Below are 20,496 nucleotides of genomic sequence, written 5' to 3' on the forward strand. Positions count from 1 at the left end.
ATAAGGAGGGAGTGACGATAGTTGGAAACCGGTAAAATTAGCATCCGTCAGTTCACCATACTGGTCTTTTTTATAACCGTTGGCGATTCGATCCTCCTTTTGCCGGCCATACCCGCATCGGAGGCCAAGCAGGACGCATGGATGTCCGGCCTCGTCGGATTGCTCGCCGGCCTGCTTATCGTGTATTTGATCGGTACGGTAAGCCGCCAGCATCCTCGTTTAAATCTGATCGAATACAACGCCAAAATACTGGGGAGATGGATTGGAACAGCCGTCTCACTCCTCTTTTTGGTTTATATCTTCTACAACGCGGTGGGACTTGTGAGAATTATCGGCGATTTTATGGCTACCCAAATTATCCCGGAAACCCCTATCGACGCTGTCCATATTTTGTTTCTCGCCGTTATTGTCATGAGCCTGCGTCTTGGGCTTGAAACCGTGGCCCGGGCCGGGGAATTCTTTCTTCCCTGGTTCGTGCTGCTTTTCATTGGTATGGTTCTGTTTCTTGCTCCGCAGGCGGATGCCAAACAACTGCAGCCGATCTTCGAGGACGGCATAAAGCCCATCCTGCGGGGATCCCTGTTCGCCGCCACCAACCCCTATGTAGAGTTGACTGGGTTTTTGATGATTTTCCCTTATGTCAACAAAACGGAGAAGCTTCGCAAATATTTCGTATCGGGTGCTCTGCTCGGCGGAATCGTTCTCGTCGTCATCATCGCCTTATCCGTTCTTGTGCTCGGCGCCGATTATACGTCCAGAAACATGTATCCCAGCTATACGCTCGCCAAACAAATCAGCATCGGCCATTTTATCGAAAGGCTGGAAGCCATCATGGCCGTCATGTGGATCATAACGGTATTTATTAAAACTTCGATATTCGCCTATATTCTCCAGATGGGTCTTGCGCAAATACTCAAGCTGAAAGACTCCCGGATGCTTGCCTTGCCTCTAACGATGCTGATTGCCGTGTTTGCCACCGCGTTCTCTCCGAACATTACACACTTCAATCACGCTACATCGTCTTATTGGCCTTTATTCGATATGACATTCGGATTACTGCTGCCCCTATTGCTTCTTGGGGTTAATGCGCTTCGCCGCGGGGGGGGAACCTGAAATGCTGGAGAAGGGCAAAATCAGCAATCGTCAATTTACGATCATCGTGACGTTTTTCATTGCCGGCAGCGCCATCCTGATCACGCCTACGCTTCTCGCCTCCAAAGCCAAACAGGATGCTTGGATCGCCGCTATACTAGCAGTCTGCATCGGCTTGCTGGTCATCCCGCTGTACAACGCGCTCGGCAAACGGTTTTCGGACATGAACCTAGCCGAATATTGCGAGGCGATCTTGGGCCGATGGCTCGGAAAAACGGTTTTTTTGCTGTTCCTCACGTATCCGCTTATCGGCTCGGCATTGACGTTGCGGAACATCGGGGATTTCATGTCGACCCAATTCATGCGGGAAACGCCGATCCAAGCCATTCACATTATCTTTATGGCCGTTGCCGTAATGGGAGTCAGGCTGGGGCTGGAAACGCTGGTCCGCGCCGCGGAACTATTCTTTCCGTGGATCTTCCTGCTTTGCCTCATCTTGATTATGCTCGTAGCTCCGCAAATGAAGGCGGTCAACATGCTGCCCGTTTTAGAGGACGGGGTCTTGCCCGTGCTGAGGGCCACGGTTTCTTTTCTCACCTTTCCATTTCTCGGAACCGTCGTCTTCTTGATGGTTTATCCTTCGGTAAACCGAATCGGGAATGCCGGGAAATCGATGTTAACAGGCGAGCTCATGGGCGGAATCGTTTTAACGATCATTACCGTGCAGGCTACTGCGGTGCTTGGCGCCGACCAAGTGGCAAGGAGCAGCTTCTCGAGCTATGAAATTGCAAGGAGAATCAGTATAGGGAACTTCTTGGAACGGATCGAAGCGATCATGGCCGTCATCTGGATTCTGACGATCTTCTTCAGACTGGCCCTTCTGCTTTATGTGGTCGTACTCGGTATTGCGCAAACGTTCCGGTTCCGGGAATACAAGTTTTTGGCGATCCCTGCGGGTATCGTCATTATCCCCCTCTCCATTTTGATCGTTCCGAATAGCACTTACTTGTCCATGTTTAATCAAAATATTTTGCCGGTATATTTGCCGACATTCGGCTTGCTTCTCCCTCTGCTGCTTCTCGTCGTCGCGGTTATTCGCAACAAACGATCCGGAAGCGGCAAAAGCTCATAACGAAAAATCGGGCTGCGGACGGTAACCGCAACCCGATTTTGTTATGGCGATTTCTTGCGTTCCTCCGCACGGTCGACTAGCAGCTTGCTCCAAAGCTCGGCGATTTGCGGCTTCGGCAGCGTACGGACAAGCCTCGAATCGTAGCGGAACGCCTCGTACAGGCGTGTCAGCTCGATAAGCGCCTCGCGCCGCTCGTCGCCGATGCCGACGCGCGACAAGGCATATTCGCGAAGCGTTTCATGCGGTCGCCGGCTGCCGAACGTGCGGAACAACCGCAGCCAAAGCTTATCGTACACGCGCTGCAAGCGATCCGGCTCCCGCTGCCGGAGGCCGCGCAGCAGCAGCCATAAGCCAAGCCGCTTTCGCTGCAGCCAGACAAGCAGCAGAAGCGGTGCAAGCAGCGCCAGCCCTGCGGCAATCGGCCATGCACGCGCTTGAAGGAAGCCGACCCCCGCGTCGGCAGGCTGGGATACGGCTGCCCATGACCATCGGCCTGTAAACCCGGCGCCGAGTCCCTTCAGCCGTTCGATCCACGGGAGTGGCTCGCCGCCGCTTGCCGCCGTCGAATCGGAAACTTGCTTCACGCCGCCCGCGTCTTTTTCCTCTGCAGCGGCGCCGGCAAAGCCGGGCGTCGGCTCGAACGTCACCCATCCGCTGTCGGGAAAGTACACCTCCACCCAAGAATGGGCATTCCGATTGCGTACGGTCGTTTGGTAAACGGTTTGGTCGGCCGGAAAAACCGCCGTCATGGCCAGGCTATCCGGGTGATCGCTCGCGGCGCTGCCGTACAGAAGAGGCGAATCGCCCGCCGGCGACAGTTCTCCGGGCGCATAGCCTTTCACCCAGCGCGCCGGTATGCCGAGCGAACGCAGCATCACGACCATCGCTGTCGAGAAATGGTCGCAATAGCCGACCTTCTGCTCGAACAGGAAGGCGTCGACGAAATCGCCGCGGCCCGCCGGAAGGCGGGGCTTCTCCAAGCTGTAAACGTAATGGGTTTGCAAATAGTCCGATATCGCGGCCGCCTTGTCGTAAACGCTGCCGGCTCGCGCGGCTATCGACGCGGCCAGCTCGCTTACCCGCTTAGGCAGCGAGTCCGGCAGCTGTAAATAAGCCGCGCGAATAGGATCCGGGTATTCCGCCGATTCGGCTCGCAGGCGCTGCGGATCCGAAACGGCCGGTATCGCTTCCACTCTATAGTAAGCCAGCGGATCGACGCCGTTACGGAGCACGTATCTTCCCGACCGCTCGTTCCAATAGAGCGCGTCAGCCGCAATGGTCTTGCCGCTGTCCGCAATCATCCGCTCGACGCCGGCGATTAAGCCGCCGGCGAACAGCTGGTCGCCCTTGCTTCCCCGGTTAAACATAACCTCTTGAACGATCGTTCCGGCCGGACTGCCGTTCGTCTGCGCAGCGGCGGATAAAGTGCCGTTACCCTCCGTGCCTTGCGTCAAGGAAGCCGCCGAAGCCTCGGAAGCAAAGTTAGCCGCCGTTTTCGGACCCGCGGCGTTTGGATAGGGCCGAAGCTCCGTCTCCTCGTCGAGACCGATCCAGCCCTGCCCCGTATAGACGCTCTTGGATTCGCCCCGCCAATAGGTCGGTTGGGTCGTTCTCGCCACGAAAACGATGCCGTCATCCGTCCGCAGCGGCTGACCCAGCTTCGTGTCGTCGTTGCCGTAGCCCGTCTTCGCGGCAAGCGGCGCTCCGGAACCGCTTAGCGTGGAGATAGCATCCCCCGCCGCCCCGGCGCTCAGCCGTTCAAGCAAACGTTCCCAGCTCTCCTCGCTTAGCGGCTTCACCTCCCGCGGCTGCGCGGCTGCCGCCGTCATGCCGATGACGGCAGACAAGCAGACAAGCATGGCTGCGACCGCCAGCCAGCCGAACGGCCATCCGGCCGTTCCGCTTTTGGCCGCAAACGTTTGCTCGATACGGGGGAGCTGCAGCAGCGCCATCAGCATGAGCCCGAACAGCAGCGCCCTCACGATCGCCCCTGTCGTATCGAGTCCCGGCCACAGCTGGAGTCCGATCAAGTAAAGGAGCGTCAGGAAAACAAACCAGAGCGATTGCTTTTTGTACGTAAATACCGACTGGATAACGCCCGCGAGGAGCGCCCAGCCGATCAGGAAGAGCAGGGTGCGGTTTTCGCCGCCGACCGCGCCCGGATCGCCGCGCAGCACCGCCTCAATATCGTGGAGGCAGACGGCCGCATAATCGGCCGGCCAACGGAACGAAACGACGGCGGCCGCGTCATACAGCCAGCCCACGCAGAACCATGCGGTCAGCAGCTTGAGTACGGCGCCCGGTAGCCAGTGCAGGCGCAGGCAGTCCGCGAGCAAAAAGCAGCCGATGGCCGTCAGCAGCGGACCCATGACCTGCTGCTCGTTCGCTTCCGACAGCTCGGCGATGGGCAGCAGCCATTCCCGCAGCAGCATAAACAACAGCAGCGCGGTCGCGCCTTCGCGCAGCCACGACCGCTCGCCCGGGAGGCCGGCCGTTCCGGGAACTCCGGCTTCGCGCGCAGCCGCCGTGCCGACTGCGCGATCCGCGGCGCTTCCTTTAAGCTCCGTCCGCCGCATAGGCGTTCACCTCCATGCCGCCGCGCAGGCACGTCACCGGCGTGAACGCGCAGCCTGCGCTTTCGAATCGTCCGCACCATTGGCGGACGTCGTTTGGAAGCGCCGCATGAGCGTGCACGTAGAGCACCTGCACGCGGCGCCGCTTCGCGCGAAGCTCCTGCGCCGCGGCAAGCAGCCCTTCGTTCAAGGCGGACGTTACGCAGACGACGGTAAACGACGGCGGCAGCGTCCGGGCATGCCGCCGCACGACGTCCGCGAAGTCGCCCCTCCCGGCGGCGGGCTCGAGCGCGGCCAGCTGCGCATAGCCCCAAGCGAGGTTTTCGGCCCTTAGCTGCGCCGACACCTCGCGGCTTCCGGTGCGGCATACGATACCCGCCGCACTGCGCGCCTCCGCTGCGTAACGCAGCAGACCTGCCGCCAGCTGAACGGCGGACTCGAACAGCTCCGTCCGCTTAGCGCCCGCACCTCTTTCCGCCGCCGCGTCCAAATAAACCATCAGCGACTCGGATGGGGAAGTCTCCTCCTCGCGCGTTTTCAGCTCCCCGCTGCGCGCGGTCGCTTTCCAGTGGATGCGCCGCGGCGGATCGCCCTCCGCGTAATCGCGCACCGTCCCGCTCAGCCTTGCATCGCCGGCCGGCGGGAACAGCACGATGCGGCCTTCCTCGTCCCGGTCGCCGCGAACGCGCCAGCGGCGCACGTCGTACGGCCGCGGATAAACGGTCAGCGTTTCCTCCGCAGCGGCGCGCCGCCTTTTATGAATCAGCCCGAACAAATCGCCCGTCACCGCTTCCACCGGCTGCGCCCGGTAGACGCCGCGGCTCAGCCGCTTCATCGTATACGTGCAGGTGAGCCGGCGGCGAAACCAAGGAAACAGGACGCGGCTGAAGCGGACGCCGTCCGTTCTGCCGTCCGCGCGCCATTCCTCGCGGACGACCAGCCAAACGAGCGGCAGCCAAGAGCGCTGGACTAGCCGCAATGTGACTTGCACGTCGCCGCCGGCGAGCGCGCAGAACTGCGACATCGACCGTTCGGCGCGCAAACCGCGCAAGCTGAGCAGCGGCACGCCGATCGCATACAGCAGCAGCGCGCCGACGCTGTAGACGAGCAGCCACGCGCTGTATCCGCCCCGCGTCGCGGCAAGGGCGAAGGCGCAGCCCCAGAGAGCGGCCATCAAGGCAAAGGATCCCCATCGCATGATCGTCCGCCCCCTAACCGTTAGACGCGTTCCGCAGAGCGGGAACGGGCTGCTGCGCGACGATCTGACGCACGATCTGCTCGCCGTTCTTGCCGGTCATGCGGGCGTCGCCCGTCAGCACGAGCCGGTGGGAAAGCGCAGCCACGGCCATCGCTTTAATATCGTCGGGCACGACGAAGCTTCGGCCGCCGACGACCGCCTTCGCTTGCGCCGCCAGCATAAGCGCGAGCGAAGCGCGCGGGCTGGCTCCCAGCTCGACTTCCTTATGCCCGCGCGTCGCGGTCGTCAGCTGCACGATATAGTGGCGCAGCGATTCGTCCACATGCGTATGCCGCACCTGCCGCTGCAAATCGAGCAGCTCGTCCGCGAGAACGACCGGACGAAGCTGCTCGATCGGGTGCCGCTCCTGCAGCCTGCCGAGCATGGCCGCCTCCTGCACCGGCTCCGGATAGCCGATCCGAATGCGGAGCAGGAAGCGGTCCAGCTGCGCTTCCGGCAGCCCGAACGTCCCCTCGTAATCGAGCGGATTTTGCGTCGCCAGCAGCATGAACGGCTCCGGCAGCCGGTACGTCGTCCCGTCTACCGTCACATGCTTTTCCTCCATCGCCTCAAGCAGCGCCGCCTGCGTCTTGGGCGACGTCCGGTTCAGCTCGTCGGCCAGCACGACGTTGGCGAACAATGGGCCCTGGCGGAATTCGAATTCCCCGCTGCGCCGGTTGTAGACGGCTACTCCCGTCACATCGGACGGCAGCAGGTCCGGAGTAAATTGGATGCGCTTGAAGCCGCAGTCGACCGTTCGCGCCAAAGCACGTACAAGCATCGTTTTGCCGACGCCGGGCACATCCTCCAGCAGCAAATGGCCGCCGCAGAGCAAGGCGATCACCGCCTGCTCGATCGCCTCTCTTTTGCCGATCATCACTCGTTCCACATTCGCTATGACGCGTTCGATCACGTCCTGCGGCTGCTCAAAACGTATATTGCTCGATCCCGGTGGCATGTCGGGTAACCTCCTAGCACGCTATGCTAGCGTGTCTCAACTCTATTACTAGGAAGCTTTCCCATCTCTCTATGATTTTACACACGCGGTTGCGAGAATCGTATATAGGGTCGACTATGCGCGCGGCAAGCCTGCTTAACAAAACTCAGCCTTTAAGCATCGAACAAGCTTTAACCGGCGGCTCCGTTCAGCCGCGCCCCTGCGAAAGCTTGCTCCGGATCGCCGGGCAGCGTAAGCCCTAGTCCGTCCCGTCCGGCCCAAACCGCAACCGTTCGCGACTCCCGCCCAAGCTCGTAGCCGGCGATCCGCCCGCCGAGCAGCTCGACAGTCGCGCGAAGCGGCACGAAGAGCTCGCCGTTCGCTTCCCGTACATCGGCAAGCGTATGGACGGACGGCTTCCGGTTAACCCCGTATTCGGTAATCGTCCGCTTCGCCGCATCGTAGACCAGCACGCGCTGACCTAACCGGACGAATGCCTTGCCGGGCCGATCTTCCGTGTAGGAAGCGCCCAGCTTACCGGCCAACCCGCTCAGCGGCACGGCAAACATGCCCCGGTCGAACGCGTATTGGCCGCCCTCCAGCTTCCACTCGCCGTCCCCGGTCGAGATGATCAGCGGCATGCGCGCCTCCAGCTCCCGCAGCGCCATCTCCGCTTCCTCCGCCGCGACCTCCGCTTGATGCTTCAGCTCCGCTTCTTCTTCCCGCTTCTGCCGCTCTTGAACCGCCTCGTTCGCCGCGCGTTTGCGCTCCGCCGAAACGTTCGCTTCTTCAGATGATTTTACAAACTGCCCATAGCTGACTTCCCTAGTCCATTTGGGCTTATACAGCGAAAACTGGACGGGCTTCGTCTCCGGGTCGAGCGAGGCGAACTTGACTCCCTTTTCCTTGTAATAACGGATAATGTCAGGCAGCGCCTTGGCCGTTTCGGCATGCCCCGTTCCGTCATGCATCAGGACGACCGTCTGCGTGCGAATCGGACTGTCCTTGACCGTTCGCACGATTTCGCCGGCGGGCACGCCCGTCCGCTTCGAATCGCCGCTGTCTACGTTCCAGTCATGCACCTGGTAGCCGGCCGTGTCCAAGTAGTAGAAATAGAAAGGATCGAAATTGGTTGCCGTCCCGCCCGGAGCTCGGACGAGCGTTGGCCGCACGCCGGCAATTCGCTCCAGCGCGTCCTCCGTCTGCTGCAGCTGCTTCCAAAATACGCGAAAATCGCCGTACAGCTCCTTGTACACATGGTTGTACGAATGATTGCCGAGGGCATGCCCTTCCTCCAAAATGCGCTTCACCATATCGGGCTGCTGCTCGGCCATCTGCCCCAGCACGAAGAACGTAGCAGGAACCTCCTCCTCCCGCAATATATCAAGAACCTTAGCCGTGTTCGCGCTAGGTCCGTCATCGAACGTCAAATAGACGGTAGTCTCCTCGGGAACGAACGCCGCCCGGTTGCCGGCACCGGCCTCCACCCTCCGGCCTGTCGAAAGCTTCTCGTAGATACGGGCAAGCGATTCTTCGCTGCCTTCCTTCTCGTCCCCTCCCGCATATACCGGTTTTCCGAAACCGAACCATGAAAGCAGCAAGCCGACGCACAAGAGCGTAACAAGCCATTTGCGAATCGAGAACCCGGCTCCTATGCCGGCGAAAGCGAATGCGTTTTTGATCATGCGGACATCCCTCCGAAGGTTATGCTCTTCTCTTCTGGCAATCTGATAGAGTATATGGGAGAATAGACGTCCATATGACAGCGAAAACCGGAGATGCCGGCGGTTTAGTAGACAGGGTTATGCGTGTATAATTTTATACACATTGCTTATTATTAAACACATTAAATGCCTCCGCTTCTTGAATGCCCGCCCGTAATGCTATATAGTTAAAAGAGGCTTGCAACCGGTTCCTTTTACCTGCCGCAGCCTTAGAACGATAACGATTTCCCTTTGACAAAGCCTGATAAAAAGGAGCGATTTCGACGTGGATTCGATGACATTGATGATGAAAGAGCTTTCCGAGGCGGAAGGCGTACCCGGCTTTGAAAAGGAAGTTCGCGCCCATATGCGCAAGCTGATCGAGCCTCTTACCGAAGAGGTGCTGACGGACCGTCTGGGCAGCATTGTCGGACGCAAAACGGGCGACGCGAACGGACCGCGCATTTTGCTTGCCGGCCATTTGGACGAGGTCGGCTTCATGGTGACGGCCGTAACGCCCAAAGGCTTTATTCGTTTCCAAAGCCTTGGCGGCTGGTGGCCGCATAACATGCTTTCGCACCGCGTCAAAGTCAAAACGCGCAAAGGCGACCATATCGGCATTATCGGCTCCAAGCCGCCGCATGCGCTGACGGCCGACGAGCGCGGCAAAGTGATGCAGCTGAAGGACCTCTACATAGACGTAGGCGCCAAAAATGCGGAAGAAGCCGCCGAGATGGGCATTCGTCCGGGCGACATGATCGTGCCGGTCGCGGATTTCATCACGATGCGCGAAGGCGAGCTATGGGTAGGCAAAGCGCTCGACAACCGTGCGGGCTGCGCGCTTGCCGTGGAAGTGCTGAAGCGGCTGGAAAACGAAGCCCATCCGAACGTCGTATTCTCCGGCGCTTCGGTGCAGGAGGAAGTCGGCCTTCGCGGCGCAGGCACGCTGGCCAATCTGGTGAAGCCGGACATCGCGTTCGCGCTGGACGTGGGGCTCGCCTACGACACGCCGGGCTCCGAATCGAATCCGATCACCTGCAACGTCGGTGACGGCCCTATCATCTCGCTCATGGACGCCTCGATGATTGCGCATAAAGGCTTGCGCGAGCTCGTCATGGATACGGCAACCGAGCTCGGCATCAAATATCAAGTCGACGCCTTGACCGGCGGCGGCACCGACGGCGGACGCTTCCACGTCCACGGCATCGGCGTGCCTACCCTGTATGTCGGCTTCGCGACGCGGTACATTCACAGCCACAACGCGATCATGTCCAAAACGGACTTCGATCAAGCCGCAACGATTTTGACCGCCGTCATCAAGAAGCTCGATAACGCCAAGCTGGCGGAGCTGCTCGAGTAGCCGAGCCGCTCTTGCGGTTGTACAACCATTACCCTGTTTAGGCAGCAACCAAACATCCCGTTCGCTTTCGACAGCGAGACGGGATGTTTGTTTTGCGTATGGATGGGATGAATGCGTGAGCGATGCTGTGCAATAGGCGTGAGGCGGGTATAGGCGAGTACCGGGGTTACGAGGTGCCGCTGGTGCCGTGGATGCCGATGGTGCCGTGGGTGCCGATGGTGCCGCTGGTGCCGTGAGTGCCGCTGGTGCCGTGGGTGCCGCTGGTGCCGTGGGTGCCGCTGGTGCCGCTGGTGCCGCTGGTGCCGCTGGTGCCGCTGGTGCCGTGGGTACCGCTGGTGCCGCTGGTGCCGCTGGTGCCGCTGGTGCCGCTGGTGCCGCTGGTGCCGCTGGTGCCGCTGGTGCCGCTGGTGCCGCTGGTGCCGCTGGTGCCGCTGGTGCCGTGGGTACCGCTAGTACCGTGGGTGCCACTGGTGCCGTGTAGGGCGCGAGTTCCACTGAGTTGCGTGTGAGTCGAATACGGCGAGCTCCAACCAGATGCCGTTTTCGAGTAACCTTACTGTAAATCCTACAGCTTATTCAAGCAAAATGCCGTTTTCGGTGAACCGTACATGTAAAAACTACAGTTGATTTCTGGATTTCGGGCGAAATATAGAAATATCCTCGAATTTAGATGGAGGTTTTCCAGTTAGTTGAAGCTGTTTTGGTCAATTCGGCAATTACCTGTATGGTTTCCACTTAACTAGAGTCGCTATGGTCAATTCGGCAATTACCTGTATGTTTTCCACTTAGCTTGAGTCGCTTTGGTCAACAAGGCAATTACCTGTATGGTTTCCGCTTAGCTTGAGCCGCTTTGATCAATACGCAATTACCTGTATGTCTCTAGGTTAGCCTCTCCTTGTCACAGCTTCTCTGTTGCTTTTGCTTGCCGGATCGCATATGCTATAACTGACCGAACGTTCAGTTCAACATCGAGGAGGATTGCCCAATGCCACGCCGCAAGGAAGAAGCCGAGCATTCCAAACGACTGATTGCCGCCAAAGCCAATGAGCTGTTTTGTCAGAAGGGGTACGCGGCTACATCCATGGAAGACATCCGCATGGCTACCGGCATGAGCAAGGGGAGCATCTACTATCATTTCAAAAGCAAGGAAACGCTGTTTCTCCACCTGATCGAGGCGAATATGCAGGAATGGCTGAATACCTGGAAGGCGCTCGAGCCTACTTTGGCCAGGCCGACCGATAAACTGTACCGGCTTGCGCAGCATTACGTAGAAGATTTTCAGAATCCGCTGCTCAAGGCGGCCGAAGAATTTATGGGCAGCCGTTCGTCCGATCCGGCGATCATGGAACAACTGTTAACGCTCACCAAGTCGCACTACCCGATATTTCTGCAGCTGCTGACCGAGGGCATGCAGAGCGGAGAATTTCGCGAGGACGATGCCGAGGATTTGATGTATATTCTGTTCGCGCTCATGAGCGGTCTCGGCGTGGCTTTCTACGACCTTCCTTACGAGAAAATGGGTCCTCTCTACAAAAAAGCCGTCGACGTATTTCTGGAAGGCATCCGCCGTCCCAGCGGGGACTGAGCCGAGCAATTTGATTACCATAGTTATTGTAAATGGCGGAATAGCGCCCTCCAAAGTCCGATTCTCTCCGACATGCCTTTTTACTAGGTAATAACGACTCGGCAAGCTGCTATTTCTCTGCACCGCGCGCTGGGGCGACACGTGTTTGCAGTCGACTAACGTTTATTTGCTTAGAACGGCTCGTTAAACGATCAATATCTCCCGCTATACCGTATCTGGCTAAAATCGATTCGTGACTCCACTCCTCTCTCGGTTCAATCCTTTTGACGCCCAATAACTGACCGGACGTTCAGTCGCTGAAATTCATAAGGTACGCCATTTCCCGTGCAACGTCTACTGTCGAGTGTGTCAAGCTCTTATCCGATACCGCCATGCTTAACTTTAGGAGGTCCTCTATGAAGGAATTGTTTCAAAACCGCGTCTTCCGCGTCGTCATCGCCGCCGATCTGCTGCAGCAAATCGCGATCTGGATTCGCAATATCGCGCTTCTGTTCTACGTGATGGAGCAGACGGGCAGCGATCCGATCGCCGTTTCGCTGCTGACGGTCTTCGAGGAAGCCCCTATTTTCCTTTTCGCCTTCTTCGGCGGTACGCTTGCCGACCGGTGGAATCCGAAAAAGGTGCTAATGACCAGCGATATGCTAAGCGCCGCCTCGATCGGGGTCATCATGCTGCTAATTGCCGGAGGCCATTGGCAGGCGGTTTTTGCCGCAACGCTCGTATCGGCCATCGTCAGCCAAATTTCGCAGCCGTCCTCCGTCATCATTTTCAAAAAATACGTCCCCGAAGCGCAGGTTTCCGCCGCCGTCGGCCTCAGCCAAAGCATGATGGCGATGTTCATGATCATCGGACCGATGATCGGCACCCTCGTCTATACGTGGCTGGGCATTACGTACTCCCTGCTCTGCTTGTTCGTGCTATTCGCCGCATCGGCGCTCGTCCAGACGCTCCTGCCCAAAATGTCCAAACCGGAGCGTCCTGCGGGCAGCCGCATTTGGGAGGAAATGAAAGAAGGCTACCGCTATGTTCGCCGCAACCGCAACCTGCTGCTGATCGCCGGCGCTTTCTCTCTGATCGGACTCGGCATCGGGCTCATTCATCCGCTGGACGTCTACATCGTAACGGAACGGCTTCAGCTGGACAAAGAATCGCTGCAATGGTTTTATGCGCTCTCCGGCGTCGGCATGCTCGTCGGCGGATTGGCCGCGGCGGCAGTCGCCGAACGACTGAATACCAAACTGGTGCTTTTTGCAGGAATCGTCTTCTTATCGGTTTCTATCGTCATCGAGGCGCTTTCCGTCTGGATCGCCTTAACCGCCGCCATGCGCCTTATGGTAGGCGTAATGATGGCATTCATGCAGATCGTACTTAGCATGCTGCTCATCAAGCTCGTTGACGAAGCGTTCGTCGGACGCGCAAACGGGGCGATCAGTCCGCTGATGATCGGCGGCATTCTGGTCGGCTCCGCATTATCCGGCATCGTGCTGAAAGCGACGACGCTGATCGCGACATTCGGCATTGCGGCCGCGGTCATTTTTGCCGCCGCTTGGTTCTGTCTCGGCCTTACCGTCAGCCACCGCAAGCCGGCGGCGACCGACGAGGCAGCCGTCCAATCTTCAAGCTGACGATGCCGGCTATGGTCGTCCGCCTGCGCTGCACCCGGCTATGGTGAATACACTATCCTGTACTTCGTCCGCATAAACAAGACGCCGGCAGTCTAGATTGCCGCGTCCGGCGTGCGGGAAACCGGGAGGGATTCATCTGCTATGGCAACGGAAATTACGATAGCCGCTATCGGCGACCTGTTAATGAAAAAAAGCGTCATAGCCGCAGCCAAAAGAGCCGGAGGCGGCAACCGGCACGCTTTTGACGGCATGTTCGCGAAAGTCGCTCCGCTGCTCCGGGGAGCCGATCTGACGATCGGCAACCTCGAGACGACGTTTGCTGGCTGCAACGCGTCAGGCGTGCCCGGTACGACGGAATCTCGCCATCCGAGAACGAGCTTCCCTCGCTTCAACTGTCCGGACAGCTTCGCCGGTACGCTCAAGCGGCTCGGCTTCGGCGTCTTGACTACCGCCAACAACCATTGCATGGACCATGGCATCCGCGGATTGATGCGGACGTTGGATGTGCTCGACCGCGCCGGACTTGGGCATACGGGCACGGCTCGCACCGCTGCGGAAGCCGGCAGGCTGCTCGTTCTCAATGTGAAGGGCGTTCGCGTCGGCATTTTGGCGTATACGAAAGGAACGAACAGCCTCCCCGTACCTAAGAAAAAGCTTTGGGCGGTAAATAAAATCCGCTTCGACAGAATCGCCGCCGATTTGCGGAGGATGCGCAAGCGGGCCGATGTGACGATCGTCTGCGTCCATTTCGGATCGGAGTATCAGCTAGAGCCGAATGCCCGGCAAAAGAACATTGTGCAAAAACTGTTCGCGCTCGGCGCCGACGTCGTGCTGGGCGCCCATCCGCATGTCGTGCAGCGCCACGCGTTGAAGTCCGTCAAGGACTCGAGCGGCAGGATGCGGCAGCGCTATGTTATTTACTCCATGGGCAACTTTATCGGCTCTAAGCTGCAGAACAACGTTCATACTAAGAGCGGCGTCATCGTCAAGCTCACCGTACGCAAGCACGAAGGCGGCGCCAGCCTCGTCAAAGCCCGCGCCGTGCCGACCTGGATCGGCCGGCCGAGGGCCGGCGGCTCAGCCGGTTACCAGCTGCTGACGTTGCGCCAGGCGATTGCCATGGCTTCCAAAGGCCGCATCCGATCCGCCGGCGCGCTGCACCGCGTGCATCGCCGCACCGCCAGGCTGTTCGGCGTATAGCGCCGAACCGCTTGGCCATGCCGGCCAACAAGCGGCCAAGCGCCTGCTCCCGCTCAGCCGCGCCGCATCAGCCGCTCGGCCATGCCGGGCAGCAGGCGGCTCAGCGTCCGCAGCAGCCTCGCTTTGCCGATCGCCGCCTCCAAGCGGTCGCGCTCGAAGCTGCGCATGAAGGCTGCGGCCAGCTCGGACGGCGGCATTTTGCCCGAGCCCCGGCCTGCGGTCATCGCCGTGTCCACCAGCGGCGGCATCAGCTCGAATACGCGGATCGGCGTGCCTGCGAGCTGCGCCCGAAGCGCCTTGGTAAACAGCCGCAGTCCCGCCTTGGTTGCGCAGTATACCGGGGCGGAAGGCTTCGGGACAAGCCCCAGCGCCGAAGTCACGTTGACGACGGCAGCCTCCGGGCGCTTGGCCAAAAGCGGAAGCAAGCGCGCGCACAGCGTCATCGGAGCCAGCAGGTTGACCCTCGTCTCCTCAGCGATGCGATCCCCGTCCGCCGGATCGTCCAGCAGCCGACCGTTGTGCTGGATACCCGCATTGTTGATCAATACGCTCACTTCGGCAAACTTTTCGCCGATTAGCCCGATCAACCGCTCCAGCTCCTCCTCCCTGCCGAGATCGCACGCAATGGCGTGCAGCTCCGGCAGCTTAAGCTTCGCCCTCTCCAGCTTCTCGGTATCCCTGCCTACGATGACGACCTTGCTCCGGCTTCGGACGAATTGCTCCGCAAGCGCAAGCCCGATACCGGATGCGACGCCCGTAATCAGTACCGTGTGTCCGCTTTTTTTCAACCCAAAAATCCCCTTCGGCTGTTACATTCGCTTTGCAGCGAGTGTACCGCACGAAAGAGGGATCGTTCATTAACATAAGATAATATTTAGTGGGAGGCGGGACGGTTTTTGATCCGGCTGAGCGAAATCGGCGTAATCCCCAAATAAGAAGCGATATGATACTGGCTGATCCGTCCGGCCAAGGCGCCGTATTCCCGCAAAAATCTCGTATACCGCTCCTCCGCGCCGTCCAGCAGCATCTCGCGTTCGCGGGCCTCTTTTTTGACGAATAGCCCTTCGGCAAGCTTCCGTCCGATCCGTTCCCAGCAGATATGCCGTTCGTAAAACGCCTGCAGGTCGCGATGACGGAATACGATCAGCTCGCTGTCTTCCAGCGCCTGCACCGATAACGTCGACGGAACACCGAGCAGCACCGAGCTGTAAGCGGCGACCCAGTCCCCGGATCCGCAGAAGCTCTTGTTAAACTCTTTGCCGTCAACCGTCGTATAGTACATCCGAAACAGTCCCGACACGCAAAACCCGACACGCTCCGTCTTCTCTCCGATCGTTGTGAAATGCCCGCCCTTCGGATATTCCGCAAGAGAAGCGGTTTGTCGGAACGCCTCCCATTGATCATCCGGAATTTCCGAAAGCGCCGCAATCGCGCCGTAAAACTGCCGCCACTTGTTTGCCGACACGGCACTCGCTCTCCCCGGGCTCCTTCCGCTTCATGTTTAGCAGGAGCCTCCCGAATTTATCGTCAACGGTTTCATCGCTACCTCGGAGGTACTTATGCTTGCACCTTCTCGTTCAAGAACAACTGAATCGCTTCGAGCAGCATTTCCGGCGCTTCGTACATGCTCATATGGCCCGCCTCTTCCAGCAAAAACTTATGCATGTTGGGCTTATTGACGTTAAATGTTTTGTCGGGCGCCACGATCTGATCCTTCTCCCCCGCTACAAGCAGCACGGGCACCTTGGCTCCCTTCAGCACAGCCGTACGATCCGGTCTGACCCGCATGCCGGCAAGCGTGCGAATCGCGCCGTCCCGTTTGGTCGCTTTGCCGATTTTAAGCGCCTTTTCAACTTGTTCGGGCATTGACTCCACGTGCTCGGGCGCAAACAATTTAGGAATGAGTCCTTCAATGAAAGGATCGAGTCCCTTTTCGCGAATCAGGTTCATGTTTTTGGTCCGGTTCGTCTTGCCTTGCTCGTCATCAGGGAATGCGGCCGAATGAATAAGCCCGAAGCCCTTCAGCTTCTTGGGATAGCGCTCCGCGAACGCCAATGCCACATACCCGCCTAGCGAATGGCCAAGCAGCACCGCTTTGTCTATTTTCAGCGTGCGCAGCAGCTGTGCGACGTCTTCCGCCAGGACTTCCATCGTGTAAACATCCTCCGGCGCATCGGATTCGCCATGACCCCGCTGATCCGGCACAATGACCCGGTAATGCTGCGCCAGCGTGGGAACCACTTGATCCCAGTAAGCGCCGCTCCCGCAAAATCCGTGCAGCAGGACGACGGGAAGTCCGCTTCCCTGATCCGTATATGCCAGCTTGCTCTCATTTATCGTTATCGCCTTTTTTGCCATAGCTGTTTCCCTCTTCTTCTTATGTAGGTTTGTGGGCGGAACCCTTACCGTTTACTATTCTCCATTTCCGCTTGTTCCATCATAACCCGTCCGTACGCCGATTTACAATGCGCAGCCCCCCGGAACATAAAATAACCCTGCAAAGTGACTCACGGCTTTGAAAGCTTATCCCGTCCGCGACGAGCGATAGAGAGAAACGCATTTACCCTTACCGACAAAAGCGGGCATGCTTCAAGATTTCCTGCGAGAACAGGTGATACGTTACTATGCGGGGAGTCTGACGCTTTATAAAAAAATCCCGCCTCCCGGCCGATAATGGCTGAGAAGCGGGCTCTCTTTTTGGCATCTATCGGACTAGGCTTGTCCTTCCTTACTAATTAATAACGCGGCGGGCTGTCGTGTAATGGCTGTTCCACCAGCCCGAGTTCAAATTGGAAATCGTCACGCCGGGCTTGCCGTACGTGTGCATGATTTTGCCGTTCCCGATGTAAACCCCTACGTGATGCACCGGCGAGTAGAAGAAAACCAGATCGCCCGGCTGCAGCTGGCTGCGCGGCACGTATTTCCCGACGCTCAACTGTTGTTTGGAAGAACGCGGAAGCTTGATTCCCTGTTTGGCGAAAATATATTGGGTGAAAGACGAACAGTCGAAACGGCTTGTACTGCCCGAAGGGGCTCCGTATTTATACGGCACTCCCAGGAACCCTTTCCCCGTCGCAATAATAGAGTTCGCTTTAGAAGTTGCGGATACGGCGGAAGCTGCATGTGCGGAAGTGGATCCGAGTGCGGCTGTCCCCGAAAGCATTAACGTAAGACTTAAACCTACAGCAGTCAACGTCTTTCCGATACTGATGTTCATGGATGAATTCCTCCTTCTCGTAATGGGTTGTTGCTAAGGTGTTGCTGTTGCCTGGGACAACTATAACACGAGATTTTTTTCTATTACTTTCCTGTTCCTATGAAAAACTAGGCATTCCCTGGACAAAATCGCTTTACTAAGAATTCCGTAAGAATTGTCTCACGGAATCCTCATGATTTTATCATCGGCTTCTCTTTTTGCTGTGATAGGATGGGAGATTTGCATAGCCCAGCTGCCAAAAGGGCACGATAACCGCAGAGGGAATCGAACATGAGACGACTACTGCTGATTGAAGACGAAACGAATTTGGCCCGTTTTATCGAGCTGGAGCTGCAGCATGCGGATTTCTCGGTAACGGTTGCCCACGACGGCAAGCAAGGGCTTGACCTTGCGCTGAACGAGCAATGGGATATCGTGCTTCTCGACGTCATGCTTCCCGGTTTGAATGGCATTGAAGTGTGCCGTCGTATCCGGAATCACAAACAGACGCCCATTATCATGCTGACGGCCAGAGACAGCGTCATTGACCGGGTATCGGGTCTGGACAGCGGCGCCGACGATTATATGGCGAAGCCTTTTGCCATCGAAGAGCTTCTTGCCCGGATAAGAGTCATTCTGCGCCGTACGGCTCTTAGCGAGGACAAAACTTCGGTGCTTACGAGCAGCCGCCTGACTGTTGACGAAGATTCCCGCACGGTGAAAAAAGGTGACGACGTGATCGAACTGACAAAACGGGAATATGAGCTGCTGCTGACATTCATGCACAACCAGAATCGCGTATTGTCGCGGGAGCAGATTATAGAGCATGTATGGGGCTTCGATTCGGAAGCGGAAACGAACGTTGTAGACGTTTATGTGCGGTATTTGCGCAACAAAATCGATGAGCCCGGCGAGGACAGCTTCATTGAAACGGTTCGCGGCGTCGGCTATGTCATGAGATGAACACAATCAGACAGCGTTTGCTCCTGCTTCCGATCAAATGGAAAATCGTCCTGTGGTCCTCCTGCCTGCTCGTCTTGTTGTACATCTTCTATAATGTCGTTCAATATGCGATGATCAATCGCTGGCTGTATAAGCAGGAGGAAGTCGCAATTACCAAAAATATGAACGAGCTTCTCGGGTATTTCCAAGAGAAAAACACTAGCTTTACGGGAGACGAGCTGATCCGTATCCGCTTCTATTTAGATCGCATCAGTCAAAATTACCAGCTCATCCGCGTTCTTGACCGCGGCGGAACCCCAATCCTTACGGTCGAACACGGACTGCCGGCGCACTGGATCGATCCTAAACCCGTAGAGAGCCGGGAAACCGTCACGACTCATTATTACGAAAACCGTTTGCTGCTCGTCCGCAGCCCCTTGGCTACAGAGCAGTTTACGGGAACGATCGAAATCGCGAATCATCTCGTATCGACGGAGAAGCTGACGCGGTTGATGCTCTTCATCATGCTCGGAGGCGGTGTTGCGGCCGTCGTGCTCAGCGGAGCCGCCGGCTATATGCTGGCGGATTGGTTTCTGAGACCGCTGCGGCTGCTCGCGGAGACGATGCGGAGCATCAAGCAAAGAGGGCTTCAGGAGCGCGTTCAGGTGGTTGAAAATAGGGACGAGCTGTCGGTGTTGACGAGCATGTTCAACGACATGATGGACCAGCTGGAGCAGGCTTTCCTTCGGCAGCAGCAATTCGTCGAAGACGCCTCCCATGAGCTTCGGACGCCTATTTCCATTATTGAAGGACATCTTTCTTTGCTCCAGCGGTGGGGGAAGCAAGATCCGGTCATTCTCGAGGAGTCCTTGAACGCATCGCTTCAGGAGTCGAGACGGCTGCAGCATCTCGTTCAGGAGCTGCTCGATTTATCGCGCGCGGAAGCGATCGACTTATCCGATGCGGAAGAAGCTTCGGACCCGAGCCAAACGATTCTGGCTACGGTCCGCAACGTGTCGATTCTGCATCCCGATTTTCGTTTTGAAACCGCCTTGTCCGGCTTGGAGGGAACGGCTGTCGCCATGGCGCCCCATCATCTCGAGCAGGTTCTGCTCATTCTGATCGATAACGCCGTCAAATATTCGCAACGCGAAAAAAAAATCGGGGTACACGGAACGATCGCCGACGGGATGGTGAAGCTCGATGTTATCGATCGCGGAATCGGCATACCGGCCGCCGAGCTTCCCTATGTCGGGCATCGCTTTTACCGCGTCGATAAGGCAAGGTCCCGCAAGCAAGGCGGCTCCGGCTTGGGCTTGTCGATCGCCAAACGAATCGTGGAGCGCTATCGCGGAGCATTGGCCATCGCCAGCGAAGAAGGAACGGGGACGACGGTGACGGTCCGATTGCCGGCCGTGCCGGAAGGATAGAAATATTTAGATCACAAATATATATATCAATAAATATCAATTTCCTCTATCCATTGATAATCGTCCGAGTATCTAATATAATAAGATATCGGTCGATTCACTTTGAGGGGGATCTGCATGGAAGACTTGTTGAAGCAAGTACTGAGGGAGTTGCAAGACTTCAAAGAGGATGTTACAACGAGATTGGACAGACTGGAAACGGGCCACAACGAGCTTGTCGCTACCGTGCAGCGCATCGATGAACATGTACAACGCATCGATGAAAATGTACAACGCATCGAGAAGAAGCTGGAAGCAACGTTCGATCAGGCTGCCGCCAGCGCGGAGGTCATCACGGAACACAACGCTTCATTCCTGGAATTTCAAGCCCATGTCTCCAAGCGGCTCGACGTTCACACATTCAAAATCGCCCGCATTGAAGAAGAGATCGCTTAATAGACTAACTACATACAGCCCTTCGCGCGTGAATGCGCCGGAGGGCTTT

18 protein-coding genes are annotated in these 20,496 nt (G+C 57.7%); 10 read left to right on the top strand and 8 right to left on the bottom strand.

The features are described 5' to 3' along the window. Window positions 1–21: 21 nt before the first annotated feature. The gene (locus tag ACKGJP_RS32775; protein ID WP_409342928.1) at window positions 22–1,113 is read left to right on the top strand and encodes an endospore germination permease; all 1,092 of its coding nucleotides are present in this window, start codon (window positions 22–24) and stop codon (window positions 1,111–1,113) included. A 1-nt stretch (window position 1,114) separates the two neighbouring features. After that, on the top strand, window positions 1,115–2,224 hold the full coding sequence (locus tag ACKGJP_RS32780) for an endospore germination permease (protein ID WP_409342929.1): 1,110 nt from the start codon (window positions 1,115–1,117) through the stop codon (window positions 2,222–2,224). A 41-nt stretch (window positions 2,225–2,265) separates the two neighbouring features. Here ACKGJP_RS32780 and ACKGJP_RS32785 read toward each other — a convergent pair whose 3' ends face one another. The 4 genes from ACKGJP_RS32785 to ACKGJP_RS32800 all read right to left on the bottom strand — a co-directional run bounded on the left by ACKGJP_RS32785 (window position 2,266) and on the right by ACKGJP_RS32800 (window position 8,656). Next, window positions 2,266–4,800: a transglutaminaseTgpA domain-containing protein gene (locus ACKGJP_RS32785; RefSeq protein WP_409342930.1), complete on the bottom strand. Its 2,535-nt coding sequence runs from the start codon at window positions 4,798–4,800 to the stop codon at window positions 2,266–2,268. Beyond that, the gene (locus ACKGJP_RS32790) at window positions 4,781–5,995 is read right to left on the bottom strand and encodes a DUF58 domain-containing protein (RefSeq protein ID WP_409342931.1); all 1,215 of its coding nucleotides are present in this window, start codon (window positions 5,993–5,995) and stop codon (window positions 4,781–4,783) included. Before ACKGJP_RS32790 ends, ACKGJP_RS32785 begins: the two co-directional genes overlap by 20 nt. 13 nt (window positions 5,996–6,008) lie before the next feature. After that, a complete protein-coding gene (locus ACKGJP_RS32795; RefSeq protein ID WP_409342932.1) occupies window positions 6,009–6,992 on the bottom strand; it encodes an AAA family ATPase in 984 nt (327 codons plus the stop codon). Window positions 6,993–7,162: 170 nt separating this feature from the next. Next, window positions 7,163–8,656: a polysaccharide deacetylase family protein gene (locus ACKGJP_RS32800; protein WP_409342933.1), complete on the bottom strand. Its 1,494-nt coding sequence runs from the start codon at window positions 8,654–8,656 to the stop codon at window positions 7,163–7,165. A 313-nt stretch (window positions 8,657–8,969) separates the two neighbouring features. Here ACKGJP_RS32800 and ACKGJP_RS32805 point away from each other — a divergent pair, with 313 nt between their 5' ends. The 5 genes from ACKGJP_RS32805 (at window position 8,970) to ACKGJP_RS32825 (ending at window position 14,444) form a co-directional block, all read left to right on the top strand. Next, the gene (locus ACKGJP_RS32805; protein ID WP_409347318.1) at window positions 8,970–10,034 is read left to right on the top strand and encodes a M42 family metallopeptidase; all 1,065 of its coding nucleotides are present in this window, start codon (window positions 8,970–8,972) and stop codon (window positions 10,032–10,034) included. A gap of 236 nt (window positions 10,035–10,270) precedes the next feature. Continuing rightward, the gene (locus ACKGJP_RS32810) at window positions 10,271–10,543 is read left to right on the top strand and encodes a hypothetical protein (RefSeq protein WP_409342934.1); all 273 of its coding nucleotides are present in this window, start codon (window positions 10,271–10,273) and stop codon (window positions 10,541–10,543) included. A gap of 476 nt (window positions 10,544–11,019) precedes the next feature. Beyond that, the gene (locus ACKGJP_RS32815) at window positions 11,020–11,619 is read left to right on the top strand and encodes a TetR family transcriptional regulator C-terminal domain-containing protein (RefSeq protein ID WP_409342935.1); all 600 of its coding nucleotides are present in this window, start codon (window positions 11,020–11,022) and stop codon (window positions 11,617–11,619) included. Between the two features lie 395 nt (window positions 11,620–12,014). Continuing rightward, window positions 12,015–13,244 (top strand): MFS transporter, encoded by a 1,230-nt coding sequence (locus ACKGJP_RS32820; RefSeq protein ID WP_409342936.1) that lies wholly within the window; start codon window positions 12,015–12,017, stop codon window positions 13,242–13,244. A 141-nt stretch (window positions 13,245–13,385) separates the two neighbouring features. Continuing rightward, entirely contained in the window at window positions 13,386–14,444 is a 1,059-nt protein-coding gene (locus ACKGJP_RS32825; RefSeq protein ID WP_409342937.1) for a CapA family protein, read from the top strand. Window positions 14,445–14,497: 53 nt separating this feature from the next. On the opposite strand, the gene ACKGJP_RS32830 is transcribed toward ACKGJP_RS32825, so the two are convergent. The 4 genes from ACKGJP_RS32830 to ACKGJP_RS32845 all read right to left on the bottom strand — a co-directional run bounded on the left by ACKGJP_RS32830 (window position 14,498) and on the right by ACKGJP_RS32845 (window position 17,661). Then, window positions 14,498–15,232 (bottom strand): SDR family oxidoreductase, encoded by a 735-nt coding sequence (locus tag ACKGJP_RS32830; RefSeq protein WP_409342938.1) that lies wholly within the window; start codon window positions 15,230–15,232, stop codon window positions 14,498–14,500. Between the two features lie 86 nt (window positions 15,233–15,318). Continuing rightward, window positions 15,319–15,909 carry a Crp/Fnr family transcriptional regulator gene (locus tag ACKGJP_RS32835; RefSeq protein ID WP_409342939.1) on the bottom strand — a complete coding sequence of 197 codons (591 nt, stop codon included), beginning with the start codon at window positions 15,907–15,909 and terminating at the stop codon, window positions 15,319–15,321. A 92-nt stretch (window positions 15,910–16,001) separates the two neighbouring features. Then, window positions 16,002–16,802, bottom strand: coding sequence for an alpha/beta fold hydrolase (locus ACKGJP_RS32840; protein WP_409342940.1), 801 nt, complete (start codon window positions 16,800–16,802; stop codon window positions 16,002–16,004). 373 nt (window positions 16,803–17,175) lie between these two features. Beyond that, window positions 17,176–17,661, bottom strand: a complete 486-nt coding sequence (locus ACKGJP_RS32845; protein WP_409342941.1) for a C40 family peptidase — start codon at window positions 17,659–17,661, stop codon at window positions 17,176–17,178. Window positions 17,662–17,931: 270 nt separating this feature from the next. On the opposite strand from ACKGJP_RS32845, the gene ACKGJP_RS32850 reads away from it, so the two are divergent. From ACKGJP_RS32850 to ACKGJP_RS32860, 3 genes are all read left to right on the top strand, one after another. After that, window positions 17,932–18,603, top strand: coding sequence for a response regulator transcription factor (locus tag ACKGJP_RS32850; RefSeq protein ID WP_409342942.1), 672 nt, complete (start codon window positions 17,932–17,934; stop codon window positions 18,601–18,603). Continuing rightward, window positions 18,600–20,012: an ATP-binding protein gene (locus tag ACKGJP_RS32855; protein WP_409342943.1), complete on the top strand. Its 1,413-nt coding sequence runs from the start codon at window positions 18,600–18,602 to the stop codon at window positions 20,010–20,012. The genes ACKGJP_RS32850 and ACKGJP_RS32855 overlap by 4 nt, the downstream gene beginning before the upstream one ends. A 117-nt stretch (window positions 20,013–20,129) precedes the next feature. Further along, window positions 20,130–20,447, top strand: a complete 318-nt coding sequence (locus ACKGJP_RS32860; protein WP_409342944.1) for a hypothetical protein — start codon at window positions 20,130–20,132, stop codon at window positions 20,445–20,447. Window positions 20,448–20,496: the final 49 nt, after the last annotated feature.

Source organism: Paenibacillus litoralis, assembly GCF_046244365.1.
GTDB lineage: Bacteria > Bacillota > Bacilli > Paenibacillales > NBRC-103111 > Paenibacillus_V.

Excerpts from the sequence above, each read along its gene's own strand:
- ACKGJP_RS32805 (WP_409347318.1), top strand. The coding sequence starts at position 8,970 with ATGACATTGATGATGAAAGAGCTTTCCGAGGCGGAAGGCGTACCCGGC.
- ACKGJP_RS32795 (WP_409342932.1), bottom strand. The coding sequence starts at position 6,992 with ATGCCACCGGGATCGAGCAATATACGTTTTGAGCAGCCGCAGGACGTG.
- ACKGJP_RS32840 (WP_409342940.1), bottom strand. The coding sequence starts at position 16,802 with ATGGCAAAAAAGGCGATAACGATAAATGAGAGCAAGCTGGCATATACG.
- ACKGJP_RS32850 (WP_409342942.1), top strand. The coding sequence starts at position 17,932 with ATGAGACGACTACTGCTGATTGAAGACGAAACGAATTTGGCCCGTTTT.
- ACKGJP_RS32855 (WP_409342943.1), top strand. The coding sequence starts at position 18,600 with ATGAACACAATCAGACAGCGTTTGCTCCTGCTTCCGATCAAATGGAAA.
- ACKGJP_RS32820 (WP_409342936.1), top strand. The coding sequence starts at position 12,015 with ATGAAGGAATTGTTTCAAAACCGCGTCTTCCGCGTCGTCATCGCCGCC.
- ACKGJP_RS32790 (WP_409342931.1), bottom strand. The coding sequence starts at position 5,995 with ATGCGATGGGGATCCTTTGCCTTGATGGCCGCTCTCTGGGGCTGCGCC.
- ACKGJP_RS32780 (WP_409342929.1), top strand. The coding sequence starts at position 1,115 with ATGCTGGAGAAGGGCAAAATCAGCAATCGTCAATTTACGATCATCGTG.
- ACKGJP_RS32860 (WP_409342944.1), top strand. The coding sequence starts at position 20,130 with ATGGAAGACTTGTTGAAGCAAGTACTGAGGGAGTTGCAAGACTTCAAA.
- ACKGJP_RS32825 (WP_409342937.1), top strand. The coding sequence starts at position 13,386 with ATGGCAACGGAAATTACGATAGCCGCTATCGGCGACCTGTTAATGAAA.
- ACKGJP_RS32845 (WP_409342941.1), bottom strand. The coding sequence starts at position 17,661 with ATGAACATCAGTATCGGAAAGACGTTGACTGCTGTAGGTTTAAGTCTT.
- ACKGJP_RS32815 (WP_409342935.1), top strand. The coding sequence starts at position 11,020 with ATGCCACGCCGCAAGGAAGAAGCCGAGCATTCCAAACGACTGATTGCC.
- ACKGJP_RS32785 (WP_409342930.1), bottom strand. The coding sequence starts at position 4,800 with ATGCGGCGGACGGAGCTTAAAGGAAGCGCCGCGGATCGCGCAGTCGGC.
- ACKGJP_RS32800 (WP_409342933.1), bottom strand. The coding sequence starts at position 8,656 with ATGATCAAAAACGCATTCGCTTTCGCCGGCATAGGAGCCGGGTTCTCG.